Genomic DNA, 18,029 nt, shown 5'->3' with positions numbered 1-18,029 from the left:
TTTCTTCAGCGCATCTTGTTCTATTGGCATATGGTCCAGGTGGCACTGGCACCTGATGCCGAGACTCTGCTTAACTCCGCCGAACGCTTTCCCATGCTAAAATGCCAGGGAAACAGCTCGGCCAGAAAACAACAATCCTGAGAATGAGCCCTTAAGGTTGGACTTTGGCACAAGCATCAATGATAGCCGGCATTGCATTGCGGGCAAGCCGGCTACTTTTCGCAGATACGGCGAACTGCTAGGGCCTCGGAGAATAGGTTTTGCGGCGTCGTATCAGGCGAAGGCCCTTACTTGAGACCGCGATAACGGCCATGCCAATAGAGCAGCGGATCGACGTCCGTGCCTGCCAGCCTCACAGCACAAACCTGACCGATCAGGATCGCATGGGTATGCCGCTCGATCGCCTCTTCGAGCTTGCAATCGATGGCGACCAACGCTCCGTCGAGGAGAGGCGCACCGGTCGCAGCGGTTATCCAGGTCGCCCCGGAAAACCGGTCCTGCCCCTTCGTTCCATGACGACCGGCGAACCTGTCCGCGATGTCTTCCTGGCCCTCGGCGAGGACATTGATGCCGAAGGCCTGATATTTCCTCATCGTCGGCCAGGATGAAGCATTCTTGTTGATGAAGGCGGTTACACGCGGCGGTTCCATCGAAAAAGAGGACACGGACGTGGCGGTAAAGCCGTTACGGTCATCACCTTCGCCAACCGTCAGCACAGAGACCGCACCGGCTAATGTGCGCATGGCAGAGCGAAACTCAGCCGTGATCTCCGCCATGTCAGTTACATCATTCATTCCGTCGTCCCCGTCGTAAGCCATACTGCAGCAACATACCGGCGGAACACGGTAAATTTCCGGCATTCCCCTCGACCTGCATGCTGCCCTTGCGACATCCCACGCGAGAACGCCGCAAATCGTTAGCATTGATCGATCGTTGCCAGTGGCACCGGCAATCGTCAAGCCGGCAGCATGATCTGCATGCGCCTTGCCAGTGGAAGCCTGAGAGACTTAGCGGTCGGCTTTGAGTGATCCACTCCGCCTCCCAATCGGCAACGCACCTCCAGAAAATGCGCTCGGTTTCATGCAAGCGCCAACGAAAAGACCCCGGATCTTCACCGATCCGGGGTCTGAACTATGTCCAGCCAAACGCTCAGGCAGCAAGCGCCGTCTTGGGTTCCCATTCGGCGCCCCAGACCTGCACGAAATGCCCGGGTGAGACTTCGCGATATTCACGCACCGGCGGCACATAATCCGCGGGGCGAACCGGGCTCTTGATCTCGTCGTTCGAGACCGGGTGCTTCTGGCCGCGCCGCGCAGGATCAGGGATCGGCACCGCTGCCATCAGCTTCTTGGTATAGGGATGCTGCGCGTTGCCAAACACTGCGGCGCGCGGCCCGATCTCGACGATCTCGCCGAGATACATGACCGCCACACGATGGCTGACGCGCTCGACGACTGCCATGTCATGCGAGATGAAGAGATAGGCGAGGCCCATGCTCTCCTGCAGGTCGAGCATGAGATTCACAACCTGCGCCTTGATCGACACGTCGAGCGCCGAAACGGCTTCGTCCGCGATGATCAGCTTGGGCTTCAGCGCCAAGGCGCGGGCGATGCAGATACGCTGCCGCTGGCCACCCGAGAACTCATGCGGATAACGGCTGGCCATGTCGGCTGTGAGGCCCACGCGGTGCAGCAGGTCCGCCGTCATCTCACGCGCCTGCGCCTTCGAAGCAAGGCCATGGGTCAGGATGGGCTCAGCAATGGCCGCGCCGACCGTCGCGCGCGGGTTGAGGCTCGCGAACGGGTCCTGGAAGATCATCTGCATGTTCTTGCGCATCTCGCGCAGCTTTTCACGCTTCAGATCAAGCACGTTCTGGCCATCGACCATGACCGTGCCGGAATTAGGCTCGACAAGCCGGACGATCGAACGGCCGGTCGTGGATTTGCCGCAGCCTGATTCGCCAACAAGCGCCAGTGTTTCGCCCGCCTTGACGTCGAAGGACACATTCTCCACCGCATGCACGCGGCCCGAGACGCCGCCGAACAGCCCGGAGTGAATGTCGAAACGGGTGATGAGGTTCTTCACCTCAAGCACCGGCCGATCCTTCTCCTTCACCGTGTCGGGCGTTTCCACCGGCACGTCGGACTCGCCCGTCGTCTTGTCGACAACCGGGAAGCGCATCGGCCGCGCCCGGCCTTCCATCGAGCCGAGACGCGGCACGGCGGACAGCAGCGCACGGGTGTAAGGCGCCTTCGGTGCGCTGAAGATCGTTGCCGTGTCGCCCGCCTCGACCGCCTCGCCCTTGTACATGACCACGGTGCGGTCGGCGATCTCGGCCACCACGCCCATGTCATGGGTGATGAAGAGCACCGACATGCCCTCCTCGTCCTGCAGAATCTTGATCAGGTCGAGGATCTGGGCCTGGATGGTCACGTCGAGCGCCGTCGTCGGCTCATCGGCGATGAGGAGCTTCGGCTTGCAGGCGAGTGCCATGGCGATCATCACGCGCTGGCGCATGCCGCCCGAGAAACGGTGTGGATATTCATCGAAGCGGGATTTCGCCGCCGGGATGCGCACCTTCTCCAGAAGGCGGATCGTCTCGGCCTTGGCCTCGCTCTGTGACATGCCGCGGTGCAGCATCAACGCTTCGGCGATCTGATAGCCGATCGTGAGGACCGGGTTGAGCGACGTCATCGGCTCCTGGAAGATCATCGCGACGTCGTTGCCGCGAATCTTGCGCATCTCATGCTCGGGTAGCGTCAGGAGGTCACGATCGCCGAGGCGGATAGAGCCTTCCACGCGGCCGCTGGAGGCGGAGATTAGCCGCATGATCGACAGCGCCGTCACGCTCTTGCCGGAGCCTGATTCACCGACGATGGCCACGGTTTCGCGCGGCGCCACATCAAAGGAGATATTGCGCACCACAGGACGAAGCTGACCCTCGACAAGGAACGAGGTGGTCAAATTCGCGACGGAGATGACGGGCTTAACCCCGGCCTTGTTCACACTATCACTCACGACGTCACCCCGTTTGCGCTCAATACCTTCACGTGCCCCTCCGGCAAGCGAAACTCTTTTGATTGGAGACCTCAGCCCTGAAGCGAAGCCAGCGATTTTCTGCAGGCCCGCATGAGCCCTGCGTAAATGTGGCATACAATGCAGGAGATTGTCACCTGCCTCGTCAACGCTGAGCGCAGGGCACGCGGAAGCAGCCGCCGGAGCATGGTGATTCACGCGGAAGCACTTCGTCATTCCGGAGCTGGCCGACAGGCCTGAGCCCGGAATCCATGAACACCACGGTGAATCAACGGAACGCCGGCCCGACGCGCCTTCCCATGCGCCCTCCTGTCCATGGCTTCGGGCTCCTCGCTGACGCAAGGCCCCGGAACGACCGGCGGATTTTCTCAGAACGCGGGCGCTAAGCTGCGGCTTCTTCCAGCTCGATCAGTGTGCCGTTGAAGTCTTTGGGATGCAGGAACAGCACCGGCAGGCCATGGGCGCCGGTCTTGGGCTCCCCGCTGCCGAGCACGCGCGCCCCCGTGGCAACGAGATGGTCGCGCGCCGCGAGGATGTCGTCCACCTCGTAGCAGAGATGATGAATCCCACCGGACGAGTTCTTGGCGAGAAACGAGGCGATCGGCGAGCTCTCGTCAAGGGGCTCCATAAGCTCGATCTTCGTATTCGGCAGATTGACGAAGACGAGTCGCACACCGTGGGCGGGCAAGGTCTGCGCCGGTGTGACATTGGCGCCGAGGCTGTCGCGATAAAGGGCAGCCGCGGCTTCGAGATCCGGCACGGCAATGGCCACATGGTTCAAGCGCCCGATCATGCTAGTCCCCCTGCCTTTCGTAGCTGCCCGTCCGCCCGTCAGAGATAGTCTGCCGGGTCCTTCTGGCGGTAGCCGAGATGGTTGCTCAGCCGGTCGAGCACCGCAAGGGCCGCCTCGGTGATCGGCGTTCCCGGCGGGAAGATCGCGATCGCGCCCGCGTCATAAAGCGCTTGATAATCCTGCGGCGGGATGACACCGCCGACGACGATGAGAATGTCGGAGCGGCCCCGCTTGTCGAGCTCGGCCTTCAGCGCCGGCACCAGCGTGAGGTGCCCGGCGGCGAGCGAAGATACGCCGACCACATGCACATCCTGCTCGATCGCCTGGTCGGCGGCCTCCTCCGGCGTCGCGAACAAGGGGCCGATCACCACGTCGAAGCCGAGGTCTGCGAAACCGGTGGCGATCACCTTCTGGCCGCGGTCATGCCCATCCTGCCCCATCTTGGCGATGAGAATGCGCGGTGGCGCACCCGCCTCTTCGGTGAAATCGTGGACGAGGCGATTGACGCGCGCGAGCCTGTCATCATCGCTGCCGAACGCCGTCTTATAGACGCCGGAATTGATCTTCACCTCGGCCTTGTGGCGGCCCCAGGCATTTTCCAGCGCCGAGGATATCTCACCGACCGTTGCCTTCTCGCGCGCGGCATCCACACCAAGGGCGAGCAGGTTGCCTTGACCTGAGCGCGCGGCTTCCGCCAGCGCTCCAAGCGCCGCTTCGACCCGCCCCGCGTCGCGCTCGGCCCTCAGGCGCTCGAGCTTCTCGATCTGGCGGGCGCGAACAGCCGAATTGTCCACCTTGAGCACGTCGATCGGCGGCTCATTGTCGACGCGGAAGCGATTGACCCCCACGACGACCTGCTGGCCGGCATCGATACGCGCCTGCGTCTTGGCGGCGGCCTCCTCGATGCGCAGCTTCGGAATGCCGGCTTCGATCGCCTTCGCCATGCCGCCGAGCTTCTCGACCTCTTCGATATGTTCCCAGGCTTTGGCGGCGAGATCGGCGGTGAGGCGCTCAACATAATAGGAACCGCCCCAGGGATCGATGATGCGCGTGGTGCCCGATTCCTGCTGAATGAAGAGCTGGGTGTTGCGGGCGATGCGCGCCGAGAAGTCCGTCGGCAGCGCCAGCGCCTCGTCGAGTGCGTTGGTGTGCAGCGACTGGGTGTGGCCCTGGGTCGCCGCCATGGCCTCGATCGCCGTACGCGTGACGTTGTTGAACACGTCCTGCGCGGTCAGGGACCAGCCGGAGGTCTGGCAGTGGGTGCGGAGCGCCAGCGACTTGTCCGACTGCGGGTTGAACCGCTTCACGAGCCGCGACCACAGGAGCCGCCCGGCCCGCATCTTCGCGACTTCCATGAAGAAGTTCATGCCGATCGCCCAGAAGAAGGACAGGCGCGGCGCGAAACTGTCGATCGGCAGGCCGGCCGCGATACCGGCGCGGATGTAATCGACGCCATCGGCCAGCGTATAGGCGAGCTCGAGATCCGCCGTCGCCCCCGCCTCCTGCATGTGATAGCCGGAGATCGAGATGGAGTTGAACTTCGGCATATTCTGCGAGGTGTAGGCGAATATGTCGGAGATGATGCGCATCGACCCGGCCGGCGGATAGATATAGGTGTTGCGCACCATAAATTCTTTGAGAATGTCGTTCTGAATAGTGCCCGAGAGCTTGTCCGGCGACACGCCCTGCTCTTCCGCCGCGACGATGTAGAGGGCCAAGATCGGCAACACCGCGCCATTCATCGTCATCGACACGCTCATCCTGTCGAGCGGGATGCCTGAGAACAGCGTGCGCATGTCGTAGATGGAATCGATCGCCACCCCGGCCATGCCGACGTCGCCGGCAACGCGCGGATGATCGCTGTCATAGCCGCGATGGGTCGCGAGATCGAAGGCGACAGAAAGGCCCTTCTGCCCGGCCGCGAGATTGCGGCGGTAGAAGGCGTTGGAATCCTCGGCCGTGGAGAAGCCGGCATATTGCCGGATCGTCCAGGGCTGGTTGACATACATGGTGGGATAGGGCCCGCGCACGAAAGGCACAATCCCCGGCAGGCTATCGACGAAATCGAGCCCTTCCCGATCCGCCTCGCCGTAGACCGGCTTGACGGGGATCCTCTCCGGCGTCTCCCAGACCGCTCCTCCGTCGAGGGCGTCGGGCGCCGTCGCGAAGGTTGGCTTATGCGTGGTGAAATCGGGGATCCGGCTCATAATCCGCCCTCGGTCACTGTTCCGGCGTCCTGCGCGTCAAGCCGCGCGATCGTCTTGGCGAGAAAATCGACGATATCCATGCCAGCCACGAGAAAATCGGTGACTCCCGCTTCGCGCCGTGCCGCCTCGCGCGTTCCGCCAGCACCGGCGAGCATCACCAGGTCGCAGCCGGCCGCCGCGAGGCCGCGGGCCGCTTCCTCGGCCAATGTCTCGCCCGCGACCGCGGCATCGGCGGCCAGGCTGTCATAGCGATCATCGGAGGAACAGATGCAGGCCGCATGAGCGCCCGACGACCGATAGGCCGCGATGAGCGCCTCGTAGGACGCGAAGCCCTCGCTGCCCGTGGTGCGCAGCCCGCCCGTCTCGAAGACGCCCCGCGCGAAGCCCGCGCGAGCCGCGAAATCGGCCGGCTTGCCGAGTGTCGCGAGGAACACGGTATAGCCGCGCGCCATCACATGGTCGCGCAGCCGCTCGATGGGCTCCGACACCCGCGCGGCCTGCATGGCGAGGAAATCCATGGTGGCTGCCGCCTCCGGCTCGACAGCCGGCATCAGCACGGTGACCGGCGTCTCGTCGAGATTGGGGAAAGCGGTCGTGCCGGTCAGCGGCTGCTTTCGCCGCGCGATCGCCTTGACGCGCGCCTCCCGGGCCGTTGCCACCTCTGCCTGCCACGTGCCGCTCGCGAGCATCGCGGCGAGCCCGCCCTCACCTTCGATGCGCTGGAACAGGGCCCAGGCCTTGTCGCAGAGCTCGGCCGTCAAAGTCTCGAAGCCGCCCGCGCCGGCCGCCGGGTCGGCGACCCGCCAGATATTGCTTTCCTCGGCGAGGATGATCTGCGTGTTGCGCGCCATGCGGCGAGCGAAGTCATCGGCAAGACCAAGGGGTGCGGTATGCGGCAGCACGGTGATGACGTCGGCCCCGCCGACAGCCGCCGAAAATACCGCCATGGTGTTGCGCAGCATGTTGACGAAGGGATCATGCCGCGTCGTCATCCGCCACGCCGTTTCCGCCGCCAGCTGGATCGGCTCGGGTGCAAGCCCGGAGGCAACCTCCACCTCCGCCCATAGACGCCGCAGCGCGCGCAGCTTCGCGACGGTGAGGAATTCGTCCGCATCGGCGACGAGTGTGAAGCTGATGGCGCGCCTGGCCTCATCCAGAGGCATACCAGACGCCTCCAGAGCACGCAGATAAGCTACGCCCGACCCGAGTGCCGCCGCGAGTTCCTGCGCCTCGGTGGCTCCGGCTTCATGATGCACGCGCCCGTCGGCACGCAACACCGCGCCCGTAAAGCCGGCCGCGCGCACGGACGCGACCAGCGCCGCCGCCTCGGCGGCGAGCTCCAGCCACGGCTTCGGCGCCGTCCCGGTCGAGGCCATGTCGCCGATGGGGTCGACGCCCCAATCGATGGCAAGCGCGCCGGCATCGAGGCCGCGCGGGGCGAGGACGGCACTGAGCGCCGCGAAGACCGCCTGCCCGGCAAAGGGCGGCGGCTCGGCGCGCAGTCGGATGAGGTCGAGATGCACGCCACCCAGGGCGGCCGCGATTGCGGTCACCGGCAGGCCGAAACCCCGCGCCGTCCGTGCACCTTGAAAGACGAGCGCCAGCGTATCCGTGCCACCGGTGAGATCGGCCAGCGCCAGACGGTTCGCCTCCGCGCCATCGGGATGGTCCACCGGCTGGCAAACCGCCCAGCGGCCGGACGCCGCCCGCATGGCCCGGGGCGCGCCGCTCGCCTTGGCGTAAAGCGGATCGATGGCGATCGCATCCGCCGTGCGGCCGACCAACACACGCTCGAAATCGGCGCCCTTGAGCACCTTGTCCACCAGCGCGCGCCACTGCTCCACATCGGGAATATCGGGATTGCGGGCATGGGCCGAAACGGCAGCGGGATTGCTATGGGCGCTCATCACCTTCCTCCCGAGACCTCAGGCGAATTCGAGGATAACGGCATCGACGGCGAGGCTCTGGCCTTCCTCGGCGAGAACCTGGGCGACGGTGCCATCCCTGTCGGCCTTCAGCACATTCTCCATCTTCATCGCCTCGACGATGGCAAGCGTCTCGCCGGCGCGTACCTCTTGCCCGGCCTTCACGGCGATGAGCTTGACGAGCCCCGGCATCGGGCAGAGCAGCTTCTTGCCGCTATCGGCGACCACCTTCACCGGCATCAATGCCGCGAGTTCCGCCTCGCGCGGTGTTTCCACGCGCACATCGGCAATGGTGCCTGCATGGCTGAGCCTGACGCCGTTCACGATGGCAACGACCTGCATGGCAACTGCAACACCATCGATAGTGCCCTGCCACACCGGCTCGCCGGGACGCCAGCGCGAAACGACGATGATGCGTTGGCCGTTCTCCGTCACGAACGCGAGCGGGGCATCAGCGTCACCGTCCACCGTCAGCACGAAGCGCTCGTCTCCTACCCGCGCGATGCGTTGGCGCGAGAAGGCCACCGGCCGCGCCGTCGGCATCTGCCCGGAAATCCGACGCTTGCGCGTGTTCAGGAGATGATCGATCGCTGTCGCCACCACCGCGATGCGTAGCGCCGTCTCGCCCGCCGGCGAAGGATTCGCGAAGCCATGGGGAAATTCCTCGGCGATGAAGCCGGTCGACAGCCGTCCCTCGCGCCAGCGCGGGTGGTGCATCAAGGCCGAAAGGAACGGTATGTTGTGACGGATGCCCTCGATGGCGAAGGCGTCGAGTGCCGCCGCCTGCGCCTCGATGGCAGCCGCGCGCGTCGGGGCGTGGGTCACGAGTTTGGCGATCATCGGGTCGTAGTAGATCGAGATCTCGCCGCCCTCGTAGACGCCGGTGTCGTTGCGCAGCGTCACGCCGTCGTCCACGCCTTCAGCCGGGGGGCGGTAGGTAACGAGTCGCCCGGTCGAAGGCAGGAAGTTGCGCGTCGGATCCTCGGCATAGATGCGGCTCTCGATCGCCCAGCCATCGAGTTTCACGTCCTTCTGCGCCAACCGCAGCGGCTCTCCCGCCGCCACCCGGATCATCTCCTCGACGAGATCGACGCCCGTGACGAGCTCCGTCACCGGATGCTCGACCTGCAGACGCGTGTTCATCTCGAGGAAGTAGAAGGAGCGATCCTGGCCGGCGACGAACTCCACCGTGCCAGCGGAATCGTAGCCGACGGCCTTCGCCAACGCGACCGCCTGCTCGCCCATGGCGCGGCGCGTCTCGTCGTCGAGCAGGGGCGAGGGCGCCTCCTCCAGCACCTTCTGGTTGCGGCGCTGGATGGAGCATTCGCGCTCGCCGAGATAGATGACGTTGCCGTGCTTGTCGCCCAGCACCTGGATCTCGACGTGGCGCGGATCGGTGATGAACTTCTCCACGAACACGCGGTCATCGCCGAAGGACGAAGCGGCTTCGGATTTGGCGCGCGCGAAGCCCTCCGCGACCTCTTCGGCCGAATAGGCGATGCGCATGCCCTTGCCGCCACCGCCCGCCGAGGCCTTGATCATCACCGGGAAGCCGATTTCCCCGGCGATTGCCACCGCATGCTCGGGGCTCTCGATCACGCCGAGATAGCCCGGCACGGTGGAGACCTTGGCAGCGGCCGCCGCTTTCTTCGACTCGATCTTGTCGCCCATCGCGGCGATTGCCGTCGGATTGGGGCCGATGAAGACGATCCCTGCCGCCGCGAGCGCCTCGGGAAAGGCCGCCCGCTCGGAGAGGAAACCGTAACCCGGGTGCACCGCCTCGGCTCCTGTCTGCTTGCAGGCGGCGATGATCTTGTCGATGACGAGGTAGCTCTCGGCCGCGGGCGCCGGGCCGATGCCGACGGCCTCGTCGGCCATCGACACATGCAGCGCATCACGGTCGGCATCGGAGTAAACCGCGACCGTCTTGATGCCCAGGCGCCGCGCCGTCTTGATGATGCGGCAGGCAATCTCGCCGCGATTGGCAATGAGGATCTTCGAGAACACCGGGCGCTTCCTCACAAGGGGATGTTATCGTGCTTCCGCCACGGCGTCTCCGCGCGCTTGGAGGCGAGCATGGCGAGCGCGCGGGCAACGCGCCGGCGGGTGGAATGCGGCTTGATCACCTCGTCGATATAGCCGCGCTCGGCCGCCACGAAGGGCGACATGAAGCGCTCCTCATAGCCCTTGGTGTGCGCGGCGATCGCGTCAGCGTTACCGGCATCCTGCCGGAAGATGATCTCCACCGCGCCCTTGGCGCCCATCACCGCGATCTGCGCCGTCGGCCACGCATAGTTGACGTCGCCGCCGACATGCTTGGAGGCCATGACGTCGTAGGCGCCACCAAAGGCCTTGCGGGTGATCACCGTGACAAGCGGCACGGTGGCCTCCGAATAGGCATAGAGGAGCTTGGCGCCGTGCTTGATGAGCCCGCCATATTCCTGCGCCGTGCCCGGCAGGAATCCGGGCACATCGACGAAGGTCACGATCGGGATCTCGAAGGCGTCGCAGAAACGCACAAAGCGGGCGGCCTTGCGGGAAGCATCGGAATCGAGCACGCCGGCAAGCACCATCGGTTGGTTGGCGACAATGCCGACCGTGCGCCCCTCGATGCGCCCGAAACCCACCACGATATTGCCCGCGAAGGCCTGCTGGACCTCGAAGAAATCCCGCTCGTCCACGACCTTGAGGATGAGCTCCTTAATGTCGTAGGGCACGTTGGGATTGTCGGGAACGAGCGTGTCGAGCGAGGTCTCGACACGGTCCGGCTCATCGAGGCTCGGCCAGTGCGGGGCGCCCTCGGTGTTGTTGGCGGGCAGGAAGTCCATCAAGCGCCGCACCTGCAGCAGCGCCTCGACGTCGTTGTCGAAAGCGCCGTCGGCAACCGACGAACGCGATGTGTGAACCTTCGCACCACCGAGCTCTTCCGAAGTCACCGTCTCGTTGGTGACGGTCTTCACGACTTCCGGCCCGGTGACGAACATGTAGGAAGTATCGCGCACCATGAAGATGAAGTCGGTCATGGCCGGCGAATAGACGTCGCCCCCCGCGCATGGCCCCATGATCACCGAGATCTGCGGTATGACACCGGAGGCCACCACGTTGCGCTTGAAGACCTCGCCATAACCGCCGAGCGCCGCCACGCCTTCCTGGATGCGGGCGCCGCCGGCATCGAACAGGCCGATGATCGGGCAGCGCATCTTCACGGCCATGTCCTGGATCTTGACGATCTTGGCCGCGTGGGTCTCCGACAGGGAACCGCCAAAGACCGTGAAGTCCTTGGAAAACAGAAAGACTTTACGCCCGTTGATGGTGCCCCATCCGGTCACCACGCCATCGCCCGGGATCTTCTGCTTCTCCATGCCGAAATCCGTCGAGCGATGCTCGACGAACATGTCGAACTCCTCGAAGGATCCCTCGTCGAGCAAGAGGTCGATCCGTTCGCGCGCCGTGAGCTTGCCGCGGGCGTGCTGCGCCGTCACCCGGCGCTCGCCTCCCCCCTGCCGCGCCTGTTCGCGCCGTTCTTCCAGCCGTTCCAATATGTCGCGCATTGTTCGCCCATCGCCGCGAATTGGGATGCGGCAAATTAGAACACAGCAGCGGATAATCCAGAAGGGATATTGTCCCGCAAAGGCTTTTCGTGCAAATCTGCAAAAATGTGAAATTGGCATCTTCTCGAATTGTGAAGCTTCGATGGCGCGAAAATTGTTTGCCGGAGATGCCGTGCGCAGCCTGCGCGAGGCGCGCGGCTGGACACAGATCGAGCTCGCGAAGCGCATCGGCGTATCGCCGAGCTACATGAGCCAGATCGAGGCCAACCAGCGGAGCCTGTCCGGGACGGTCGTAGTCGAACTCGCGCGCGTGCTGCGTGTGAATGTTTCGGTCTTCTCGGATAATGACAGCGACCGGCTGGTCGGCACGCTTCGCGAACTCCTGAGTGATCCAGCCTTCTCCCCGCCGGACATCACGCTGCGCGAGTTGAAGGCCTTGTCGCTACATGCCCCCCGGGTAGGCCGGGCGCTCATCGATCTGCACGGCCTCTACCGACGCCTCGAGGAAAGGCATCGCGCACTCGACGAAGCTCTCACAACATCGGGCGGATCGACTGGCGCGCCCGTTCAGCAGTCAGCCTTCGACGAGGTGCGCGATTACTTTCATTTCATCGGGAATTACGTGGACAGCCTTGATCATGCTGCGGAAAAACTGGCGCGGCAGTGGGGCGGCGCGCCGGGCGGAACGGCCAATGCTCTGGCGGATCATTTGGAAGCGGGGTTCAAACTCACCATAGAGCGGCAAACGCCGACCGACGGCTCGCATTTCGTGAGCCGGCTCGATAAGGAGCGCGGACGTATCGTGCTCAATGATACGCTGCCACGCGCGACGCAATCCTTCGCGCTGGCCCGGCATCTCGCCTTCCTTGCCTATGGCGAGGCGATCGATGAGCTGGTCGCATCAGCGGCCTTCCACAGTCCGGACGCCGGCAAGGTCTGCGCGGCCGCGCTCGCCAATTATTTCGCCGGCGCGCTCGTCATGCCTTACAGCCACATCCTTGAGGAGGCGCGCCGCATGCGGCACGACATCGAGCGGCTGGCAACGACTTTCAGCGTCAGCATGGAACAGGTCTGCCACCGCCTCTCGACGCTGCAGCGCCCCGGGCTGGAGGGCATCCCGACCTATTTCCTGCGCGTCGACCGCGCCGGCAATATCACCAAGCGGCACAGCGCCACGCGTTTTCAGTTCGCGCGCTACGGCGGCGCCTGCCCGATCTGGAACATCCACGAGGCGTTCGAGACGCCGGACCGCTTCCTGGTCCAGGCGGCCGAGATGCCGGACGGCGCGCGCTACCTCTCCATCGCGCGGGCGATCACCAAGGGCGAGGCCCGTTTCGACGCCTTGCGCTTGCGTTACTCTATCGGCTTCGGCTGCGAACTTGCCTATGCAAGCGAGTTCGTCTATTCGGATGCCGTGGACCTGCGCAATCCATCACCGCTCGTCAAGATCGGCGTCAGTTGCCGGCTATGCGAGCGAGCCGATTGCTACCAGCGCGCCGTGCCGCCTATCGACCGGCGGATCGCCATGGATGCGAGCCGCCGCAACATCATTCCCTATCAGGTGGAGTAACTCCGGATCGGCCGCGTGCTTTGGTGCGCGAACGTTCGGCAGACCCCTGATGGCGGGCTTCTGACGGATTGTCCTAGGTTCCCGCGGTAGACTTCGATAAGCTAAGTTGCAACTGAGCGCCGGCTCATCAGAGCCAATTTCCTTTGACCAATAACGAACGAGGATAAGCGGGATGGCAAAGGGCGGTGCAAGAGATGACGCGGGAGCCGCACTCGCGTCTCGCCGAACGCCATCTGGCCAGCCCGGAACAACTCGCCCCCGGGAAGGCGCGCCCCTCAAACGGCCCGCCACTAAAAACGCATTTAGTGACCGCAGCCTGTCCGGGCTGTCACTTGCCGCCATTCTGGACGCCCTGCCGGAGGCCATCTACACGACGGACGAGACGGGTCGGATCATATTCCATAACAAGGCAGCCACCGAATTGTGGGGCGCTCAGCCGCGGCTAGGGCAAACCCGTTTCTGCGGATCGGTGACGCTATATACGCCACACGGCGCCGTACTGCCGCACGATCAGTCGCCGCTCGCGGTCGCGCTTCACGAGCGGCGGGCCAACCGTGGCCGCGAAATGGTCATCGAGCGGCCCGACGGCACGCGCGTCCCAGTTCTCGCCTTTCCAACGCCGCTTTTCGACGAAGCCGGAGTCCTGACCGGCGCTGTCAACATGCTGGCGGATCTCAGCTATCGCAAAGTCATCGACGAGAACGCGCATCGCTATGCCGCAATCGTCGAGTCATCGGACGACGCCATCCTCGCCAAGGATCTGGACGGCACGATCATCAGCTGGAATCGCGGCGCGGAGCGCCTGTTCGGCTACACCGCCCACGAGACGATCGGCCGACCGGTGCTCATGCTCATACCGCTTGATCGGCAGGATGAGGAGCCACGGATCCTTGCGCGGATCCGTGCCGGCGAGCGCATCGACCATTTCGAGACCGTGCGGCGGCGCAAGGATGGGAGCCTCGTCGAAATCTCATTGACGATTTCACCCGTCAAAGACGCCTCCGGCCGCATCATCGGCGCGTCCAAGATCGCGCGCGACAGCACGGAACGGCGACGCGCCGAGGAGCAGCAGCATCTGCTGCTCCGCGAAATGGACCATCGCGTGAAGAACCTGTTCGCGCTGGCCTGCGGCCTCGTTTCTCTCAGCGCCCGCTCGGCCGCAAGTGCTGCGGAGTTGTCCAAGGACCTTCTCGAGCGGCTGACCTCTCTCGCCCGGGCCCACGCGCTCACAGTACCGCAGACATCGCAGGCAAGCGAGCGCACGACCCAGGTCACGACCCTCCACGCCCTCATAGGGACGATCCTCGCGCCTTATGATTTGCGTGAAACGTCTGCACGTCCCCGGACGGCCATAAACGGTGATAACATCATTCTCACCAGCGGCGCGGTCACGAGTTTTGCGCTGCTTCTGCATGAATTTGCGACCAACGCTGCAAAATACGGCGCCCTGTCAACGCCCACCGGATCGGTGACAATTGATTGCCACGCCGACGAAACCGAGTTGCGCTTGACCTGGACGGAACGCGGCGGGCCCGCCATCGATCGCCACAAGGAGAACAAGGGTTTCGGCGATGTTCTCACAGACGCGACCGTCAAGGGACAGCTTGGCGGCCAGATAGAGCGGGATTGGCAACGGGAAGGTCTTTCGATCCGCCTCACCATTGCGCGAGAACGCCTGAGCGCGTAGGTCTGGAGCCCAGGCGCCAGCTCGCATAGGCGGCAGCGTCGCGTAAAGAAGGGTAAGCCCCCTGTGGCTCACAGAGCAGGAAGCGCCAATCTTCCCCTCCATGGAGGCCGCGTTCCGCCATGGCTCGGCCAACGCATGACGAAGCTTGGAGCGTTGATTTCCGAAGCCATCGTCCAGCATTATGGACGGGACGAATTGCTGCGTCGGCTTGCGCACCCCTTCTGGTTCCAGTCCTTCGGCGCCGTCATGGGTATGGACTGGCATTCGTCAGGCATCACCACGAGCGTAATCGGCGCGCTGAAGCGCGGCCTCACGCCTATGGCCAGTGAGCTAGGCATCCATGTCTGTGGCGGGCGTGGTGCCCATTCCCGCAAGACGCCCGACGAACTCGTGACGATTGGCGAACGGGTCGGCTTCGACGGGGCGGCCCTCGCGCAGACAAGCCGGCTCGTCGCGAAGGTCGACAGCGCGGCCGTGCAGGATGGTTTCGACCTCTACCTTCACGGCTTCATTGTCACCGATGAGGGATCCTGGGTCATCGTCCAGCAGGGCATGAATGGCGATCGCCGGCAAGCCCGGCGCTATCACTGGCACTCGGAGGGACTTGAAAGTTTCCTCGATTCCCCACACGCGGCGATCGAAGGCCGTCAGCAAGGTGAAATCATCAACCTCGCAGATAGACGAGCCGCACCATCGCGCCGCAACCAGCTCACCTTCTTGAGCGAGGCTGGTCCGGATGCCATCCTCCGCGAGCTCGCCCGCCTCAGCGGCGCGACCGCTCCTGAGGCGCCTTCCCCATCCGCTCAGCAGCCCCTGCTGCCCCACCTCGACATGCCGGCCCACCACGATGTCAGGCCGGCCGACGTCGTCATGCGGCGTCTGCACGGCACCCTGGCAGCAGCAGCCGACCGCGGCCCCAAGGATTTCAACGAACTTCTGCTGGTCCCGGGCGTGGGCCAGCGCACGGTGAAGGCGCTCGCGACAGTCGCCGAGGTCGTGCATGGTGCGCCGTGCCGCTTCTCTGATCCAGCCCGGTTCTCCTTCGCGCATGGCGGCAAGGACAGGCATCCCTTCCCTGTTCCGCTGAAGGTCTATGACGAAACCATCAAAGTGATGAAATCCGCGGTGGAGAAGGGACGTCTCGGCCGAGACGAGGAACTGGCCGCGCTCAAGCGCCTCGACGATCAAGCTCGTCAAATGGAACGCTACGCGAAAGGCCCCGATTTCGGAGCCGTCGTCCGCCGGGAGTTCGAAGATGCGCCGCTATTTGGCGGACGCAGCGTCTTCGGCTGGGAGAAAGACGTCAAAAACCAAAAAAACCGCGCGTGAACGGCCAACCGCCCGTGACAGCCAGGCTACGCGGGATTGGCGTGGCGGTGCTCATGGTCGAGCAGCCATCTCTTGCGCGCCAACCCCCCACTATATCCGACAAGCCCCCCATCCGCGCCCGTGAGGCGATGGCAGGGAACGATGATGCAGAACGGGTTGGCGCCATTGGCATGACCGACCGCGCGCACCGCCGTCGGGCGCCCGAGGGCTCCCGCCATGGCGGCATAGGTCAGCGTCGACCCTGCTGGCACCGTGCGCAGCGCAGCCCAGACGACCTGCTGGAAATTGGTACCGCGCGGCGCGAGTACGATGCCATCGATCGCGCTGACATCGCCTCCGAAATAATCTGCCAGCCTGCGCTTCAAGGCGACCGGCGCCGCGCCACGTTCTATAGCGGGTGATGCGGTCCTTCGGCCCCGGCGGAGCAGCGCCAGCAAGCGTGCCTCGCAATCGGCAAAATCGGCGCCATGGAGCACCCCCTGCCTGTCGCTCAGGAGCAGAAAACCGCCGAGAGGCGTTTCGACGGTATCCAGGATCAAGGCGGAAGAAGCGATCCTATCGTGCATCATGGAAAATGATGCCGACGGTATGCCGCTGGCCCGAGCGAACACGGCTGACGCCGTGGCGCATCTTGACACGATAGGTGCCACGCGTGCCCGCCACCGGTCGATCGTTCACCGCGAAGATGACAGCGTCGCCCTGGCGCAGCGGCACCACCTCCGCCCGGCTCTGCATCCGCGGACGCTGCTCTGTCAGGACGAATTCACCACCCATGAAATCTTGCCCGGGCTCGGAGAGGAGAATGGCGACCTGCAAGGGGAAGGCGAGATCCCCGTACAGATCCTGATGCAGGCAATTGAAATCGCCCGGCCCATATTGCAGCAGCAAAGGTGTGGGTCGCGTCTGCCCCGCCTCGTTGCATTGTCGCAGGAAATCCGCATGCGACAGCGGATAACGCTGGGGTATCCCGAGCTTTTCATTCCAGTTATTGGCGACCCTCGCGAGATGGGGATAAAGCTGTTGGCGAAGATCTGCCAGTACAGGGGGAAGCGGATACTTGAAGTAGCGATATTCGCCTTTGCCAAAACCATGGCGGGCCATGTGAATATGGCTGCGAAAAAGCGCCTCCTGCGAGTAGAGTGCGGCGATGTCGCGACACTGCGCCGCCGGAAGCAGCGCCTCGAGGGTTGCGCATCCCCAGGCGTCGAGGGCAGCCGTGAGGTCCTCCCAATCGAAGCGCGCGATGCCGCCATCCGGATTTGCCGCTCGACCAGCGGACTGCTGCGCCGCTGTTGCAAGCGGGATCATTGCACCCCCTCCTTCTGGAGAAGTGCACGCTTGCGCGCAACGCCCCAACGATAGCCGGACAGCGCTCCGTCATTGCGCACGACGCGGTGACATGGAATGGCGACGGCGATCCTGTTCGCGCCGCACGCCTGCGCGACGGCACGAACCGCCTTTGGCGCCCCGATCCGTTCGGCGATCTCGGCATAGCTCGCGGTCTGGCCGACGGGGATCGTGCGCAGGACATCCCAGACGCGCTGCTGGAACGCGGTGCCGCGCACATCAAGCGGCAGGTCGAGCCCGAGCGCCGGCGCCTCCACAAAGCCGACCACCTTGGCGACCATCGCCTCGAAGGCTTGGTCCCCCCCAATCATCTCCGCCTTGGGGAAGCGATCCTGCAGCTCGCGGACCAGTTGCTCCGGATCGTCGCCCAATGTGATGGCGCAAACACCCTTCTCCGTCGCCGCGACGAGGATCGAACCAAGCGAGCATTCGCCGACGGCGAAGCGGATGGCCGCCCCTTCTCCGCCGCTGCGGAAACGCGTGGGCGTCATACCCAGCGCTTCGTTCGACGTCTCATAGAAACGGCTGTTCGAGGCAAAACCCGCATCATAGATCGCAGCGGTTATGCTGGTCTGCTTATCGCC

Annotated in this window: 13 protein-coding genes (1 of these 13 running past the window's edge); 3 read left to right on the top strand and 10 right to left on the bottom strand. The window is 64.4% G+C overall.

Annotation, left to right across the window (positions count from 1 at the left end):
- Positions 1-287: 287 nt before the first annotated feature.
- The 7 genes from KIO76_RS10530 to KIO76_RS10500 all read right to left on the bottom strand — a co-directional run bounded on the left by KIO76_RS10530 (position 288) and on the right by KIO76_RS10500 (position 11,512).
- Positions 288-794: a flavin reductase family protein gene (locus KIO76_RS10530; RefSeq protein ID WP_213323234.1), complete on the bottom strand. Its 507-nt coding sequence runs from the start codon at positions 792-794 to the stop codon at positions 288-290.
- 355 nt (positions 795-1,149) lie between these two features.
- Positions 1,150-3,018: an ABC transporter ATP-binding protein gene (locus tag KIO76_RS10525; RefSeq protein ID WP_291976742.1), complete on the bottom strand. Its 1,869-nt coding sequence runs from the start codon at positions 3,016-3,018 to the stop codon at positions 1,150-1,152.
- A gap of 400 nt (positions 3,019-3,418) precedes the next feature.
- A complete protein-coding gene (mce, locus tag KIO76_RS10520) occupies positions 3,419-3,829 on the bottom strand; it encodes a methylmalonyl-CoA epimerase (RefSeq protein WP_213323230.1) in 411 nt (136 codons plus the stop codon).
- A 38-nt stretch (positions 3,830-3,867) separates the two neighbouring features.
- A complete protein-coding gene (gene scpA / locus KIO76_RS10515; protein WP_213323228.1) occupies positions 3,868-6,036 on the bottom strand; it encodes a methylmalonyl-CoA mutase in 2,169 nt (722 codons plus the stop codon).
- Entirely contained in the window at positions 6,033-7,943 is a 1,911-nt protein-coding gene (locus tag KIO76_RS10510) for a methylmalonyl-CoA mutase subunit beta (RefSeq protein ID WP_213323226.1), read from the bottom strand. Before KIO76_RS10510 ends, scpA begins: the two co-directional genes overlap by 4 nt.
- Positions 7,944-7,961: 18 nt before the next feature.
- Entirely contained in the window at positions 7,962-9,968 is a 2,007-nt protein-coding gene (locus tag KIO76_RS10505) for an acetyl-CoA carboxylase biotin carboxylase subunit (RefSeq protein WP_213323224.1), read from the bottom strand.
- 11 nt (positions 9,969-9,979) lie between these two features.
- The gene (locus KIO76_RS10500) at positions 9,980-11,512 is read right to left on the bottom strand and encodes an acyl-CoA carboxylase subunit beta (protein ID WP_213323223.1); all 1,533 of its coding nucleotides are present in this window, start codon (positions 11,510-11,512) and stop codon (positions 9,980-9,982) included.
- A 142-nt stretch (positions 11,513-11,654) separates the two neighbouring features.
- On the opposite strand from KIO76_RS10500, the gene KIO76_RS10495 reads away from it, so the two are divergent.
- The 3 genes from KIO76_RS10495 (at position 11,655) to KIO76_RS10485 (ending at position 16,098) form a co-directional block, all read left to right on the top strand.
- Positions 11,655-13,082, top strand: a complete 1,428-nt coding sequence (locus KIO76_RS10495) for a helix-turn-helix domain-containing protein (protein WP_213323222.1) — start codon at positions 11,655-11,657, stop codon at positions 13,080-13,082.
- A 172-nt stretch (positions 13,083-13,254) separates the two neighbouring features.
- Entirely contained in the window at positions 13,255-14,769 is a 1,515-nt protein-coding gene (locus tag KIO76_RS10490) for a PAS domain-containing HWE histidine kinase family protein (protein ID WP_213323221.1), read from the top strand.
- A gap of 63 nt (positions 14,770-14,832) precedes the next feature.
- Positions 14,833-16,098 (top strand): DUF763 domain-containing protein, encoded by a 1,266-nt coding sequence (locus tag KIO76_RS10485; RefSeq protein ID WP_213323220.1) that lies wholly within the window; start codon positions 14,833-14,835, stop codon positions 16,096-16,098.
- 26 nt (positions 16,099-16,124) lie between these two features.
- Here KIO76_RS10485 and KIO76_RS10480 read toward each other — a convergent pair whose 3' ends face one another.
- The 3 genes in view from KIO76_RS10480 to ada are tightly spaced (each overlapping or abutting the next) and all read right to left on the bottom strand, a layout consistent with a single transcriptional unit that may run on beyond the window.
- A complete protein-coding gene (locus KIO76_RS10480) occupies positions 16,125-16,667 on the bottom strand; it encodes a methylated-DNA--[protein]-cysteine S-methyltransferase (protein ID WP_249729562.1) in 543 nt (180 codons plus the stop codon).
- Positions 16,654-17,406: a 2OG-Fe(II) oxygenase gene (locus tag KIO76_RS10475; protein ID WP_213323218.1), complete on the bottom strand. Its 753-nt coding sequence runs from the start codon at positions 17,404-17,406 to the stop codon at positions 16,654-16,656. Before KIO76_RS10475 ends, KIO76_RS10480 begins: the two co-directional genes overlap by 14 nt.
- Positions 17,403-18,029, bottom strand: partial view of a bifunctional DNA-binding transcriptional regulator/O6-methylguanine-DNA methyltransferase Ada gene (ada, locus tag KIO76_RS10470; protein ID WP_213323216.1) — the 3' portion only. The gene runs 423 nt beyond the window's last position; only the last 627 of its 1,050 coding nucleotides appear in the window; the start codon falls outside the window, past its right edge — the gene reads right to left on this strand; it ends in the stop codon at positions 17,403-17,405. The genes KIO76_RS10475 and ada overlap by 4 nt, the downstream gene beginning before the upstream one ends.

This window comes from Chelatococcus sp. YT9 (assembly GCF_018398315.1).
Classification (GTDB): domain Bacteria; phylum Pseudomonadota; class Alphaproteobacteria; order Rhizobiales; family Beijerinckiaceae; genus Chelatococcus.
This window is presented reverse-complemented; position numbering and strand designations above follow the sequence as displayed.

Excerpts from the sequence above, each read along its gene's own strand:
- KIO76_RS10530 (WP_213323234.1), bottom strand. The coding sequence starts at position 794 with ATGAATGATGTAACTGACATGGCGGAGATCACGGCTGAGTTTCGCTCT.
- KIO76_RS10480 (WP_249729562.1), bottom strand. The coding sequence starts at position 16,667 with ATGATGCACGATAGGATCGCTTCTTCCGCCTTGATCCTGGATACCGTC.
- KIO76_RS10475 (WP_213323218.1), bottom strand. The coding sequence starts at position 17,406 with ATGATCCCGCTTGCAACAGCGGCGCAGCAGTCCGCTGGTCGAGCGGCA.
- KIO76_RS10490 (WP_213323221.1), top strand. The coding sequence starts at position 13,255 with ATGGCAAAGGGCGGTGCAAGAGATGACGCGGGAGCCGCACTCGCGTCT.
- scpA (WP_213323228.1), bottom strand. The coding sequence starts at position 6,036 with ATGAGCCGGATCCCCGATTTCACCACGCATAAGCCAACCTTCGCGACG.
- KIO76_RS10500 (WP_213323223.1), bottom strand. The coding sequence starts at position 11,512 with ATGCGCGACATATTGGAACGGCTGGAAGAACGGCGCGAACAGGCGCGG.
- mce (WP_213323230.1), bottom strand. The coding sequence starts at position 3,829 with ATGATCGGGCGCTTGAACCATGTGGCCATTGCCGTGCCGGATCTCGAA.
- KIO76_RS10495 (WP_213323222.1), top strand. The coding sequence starts at position 11,655 with ATGGCGCGAAAATTGTTTGCCGGAGATGCCGTGCGCAGCCTGCGCGAG.
- KIO76_RS10510 (WP_213323226.1), bottom strand. The coding sequence starts at position 7,943 with ATGAGCGCCCATAGCAATCCCGCTGCCGTTTCGGCCCATGCCCGCAAT.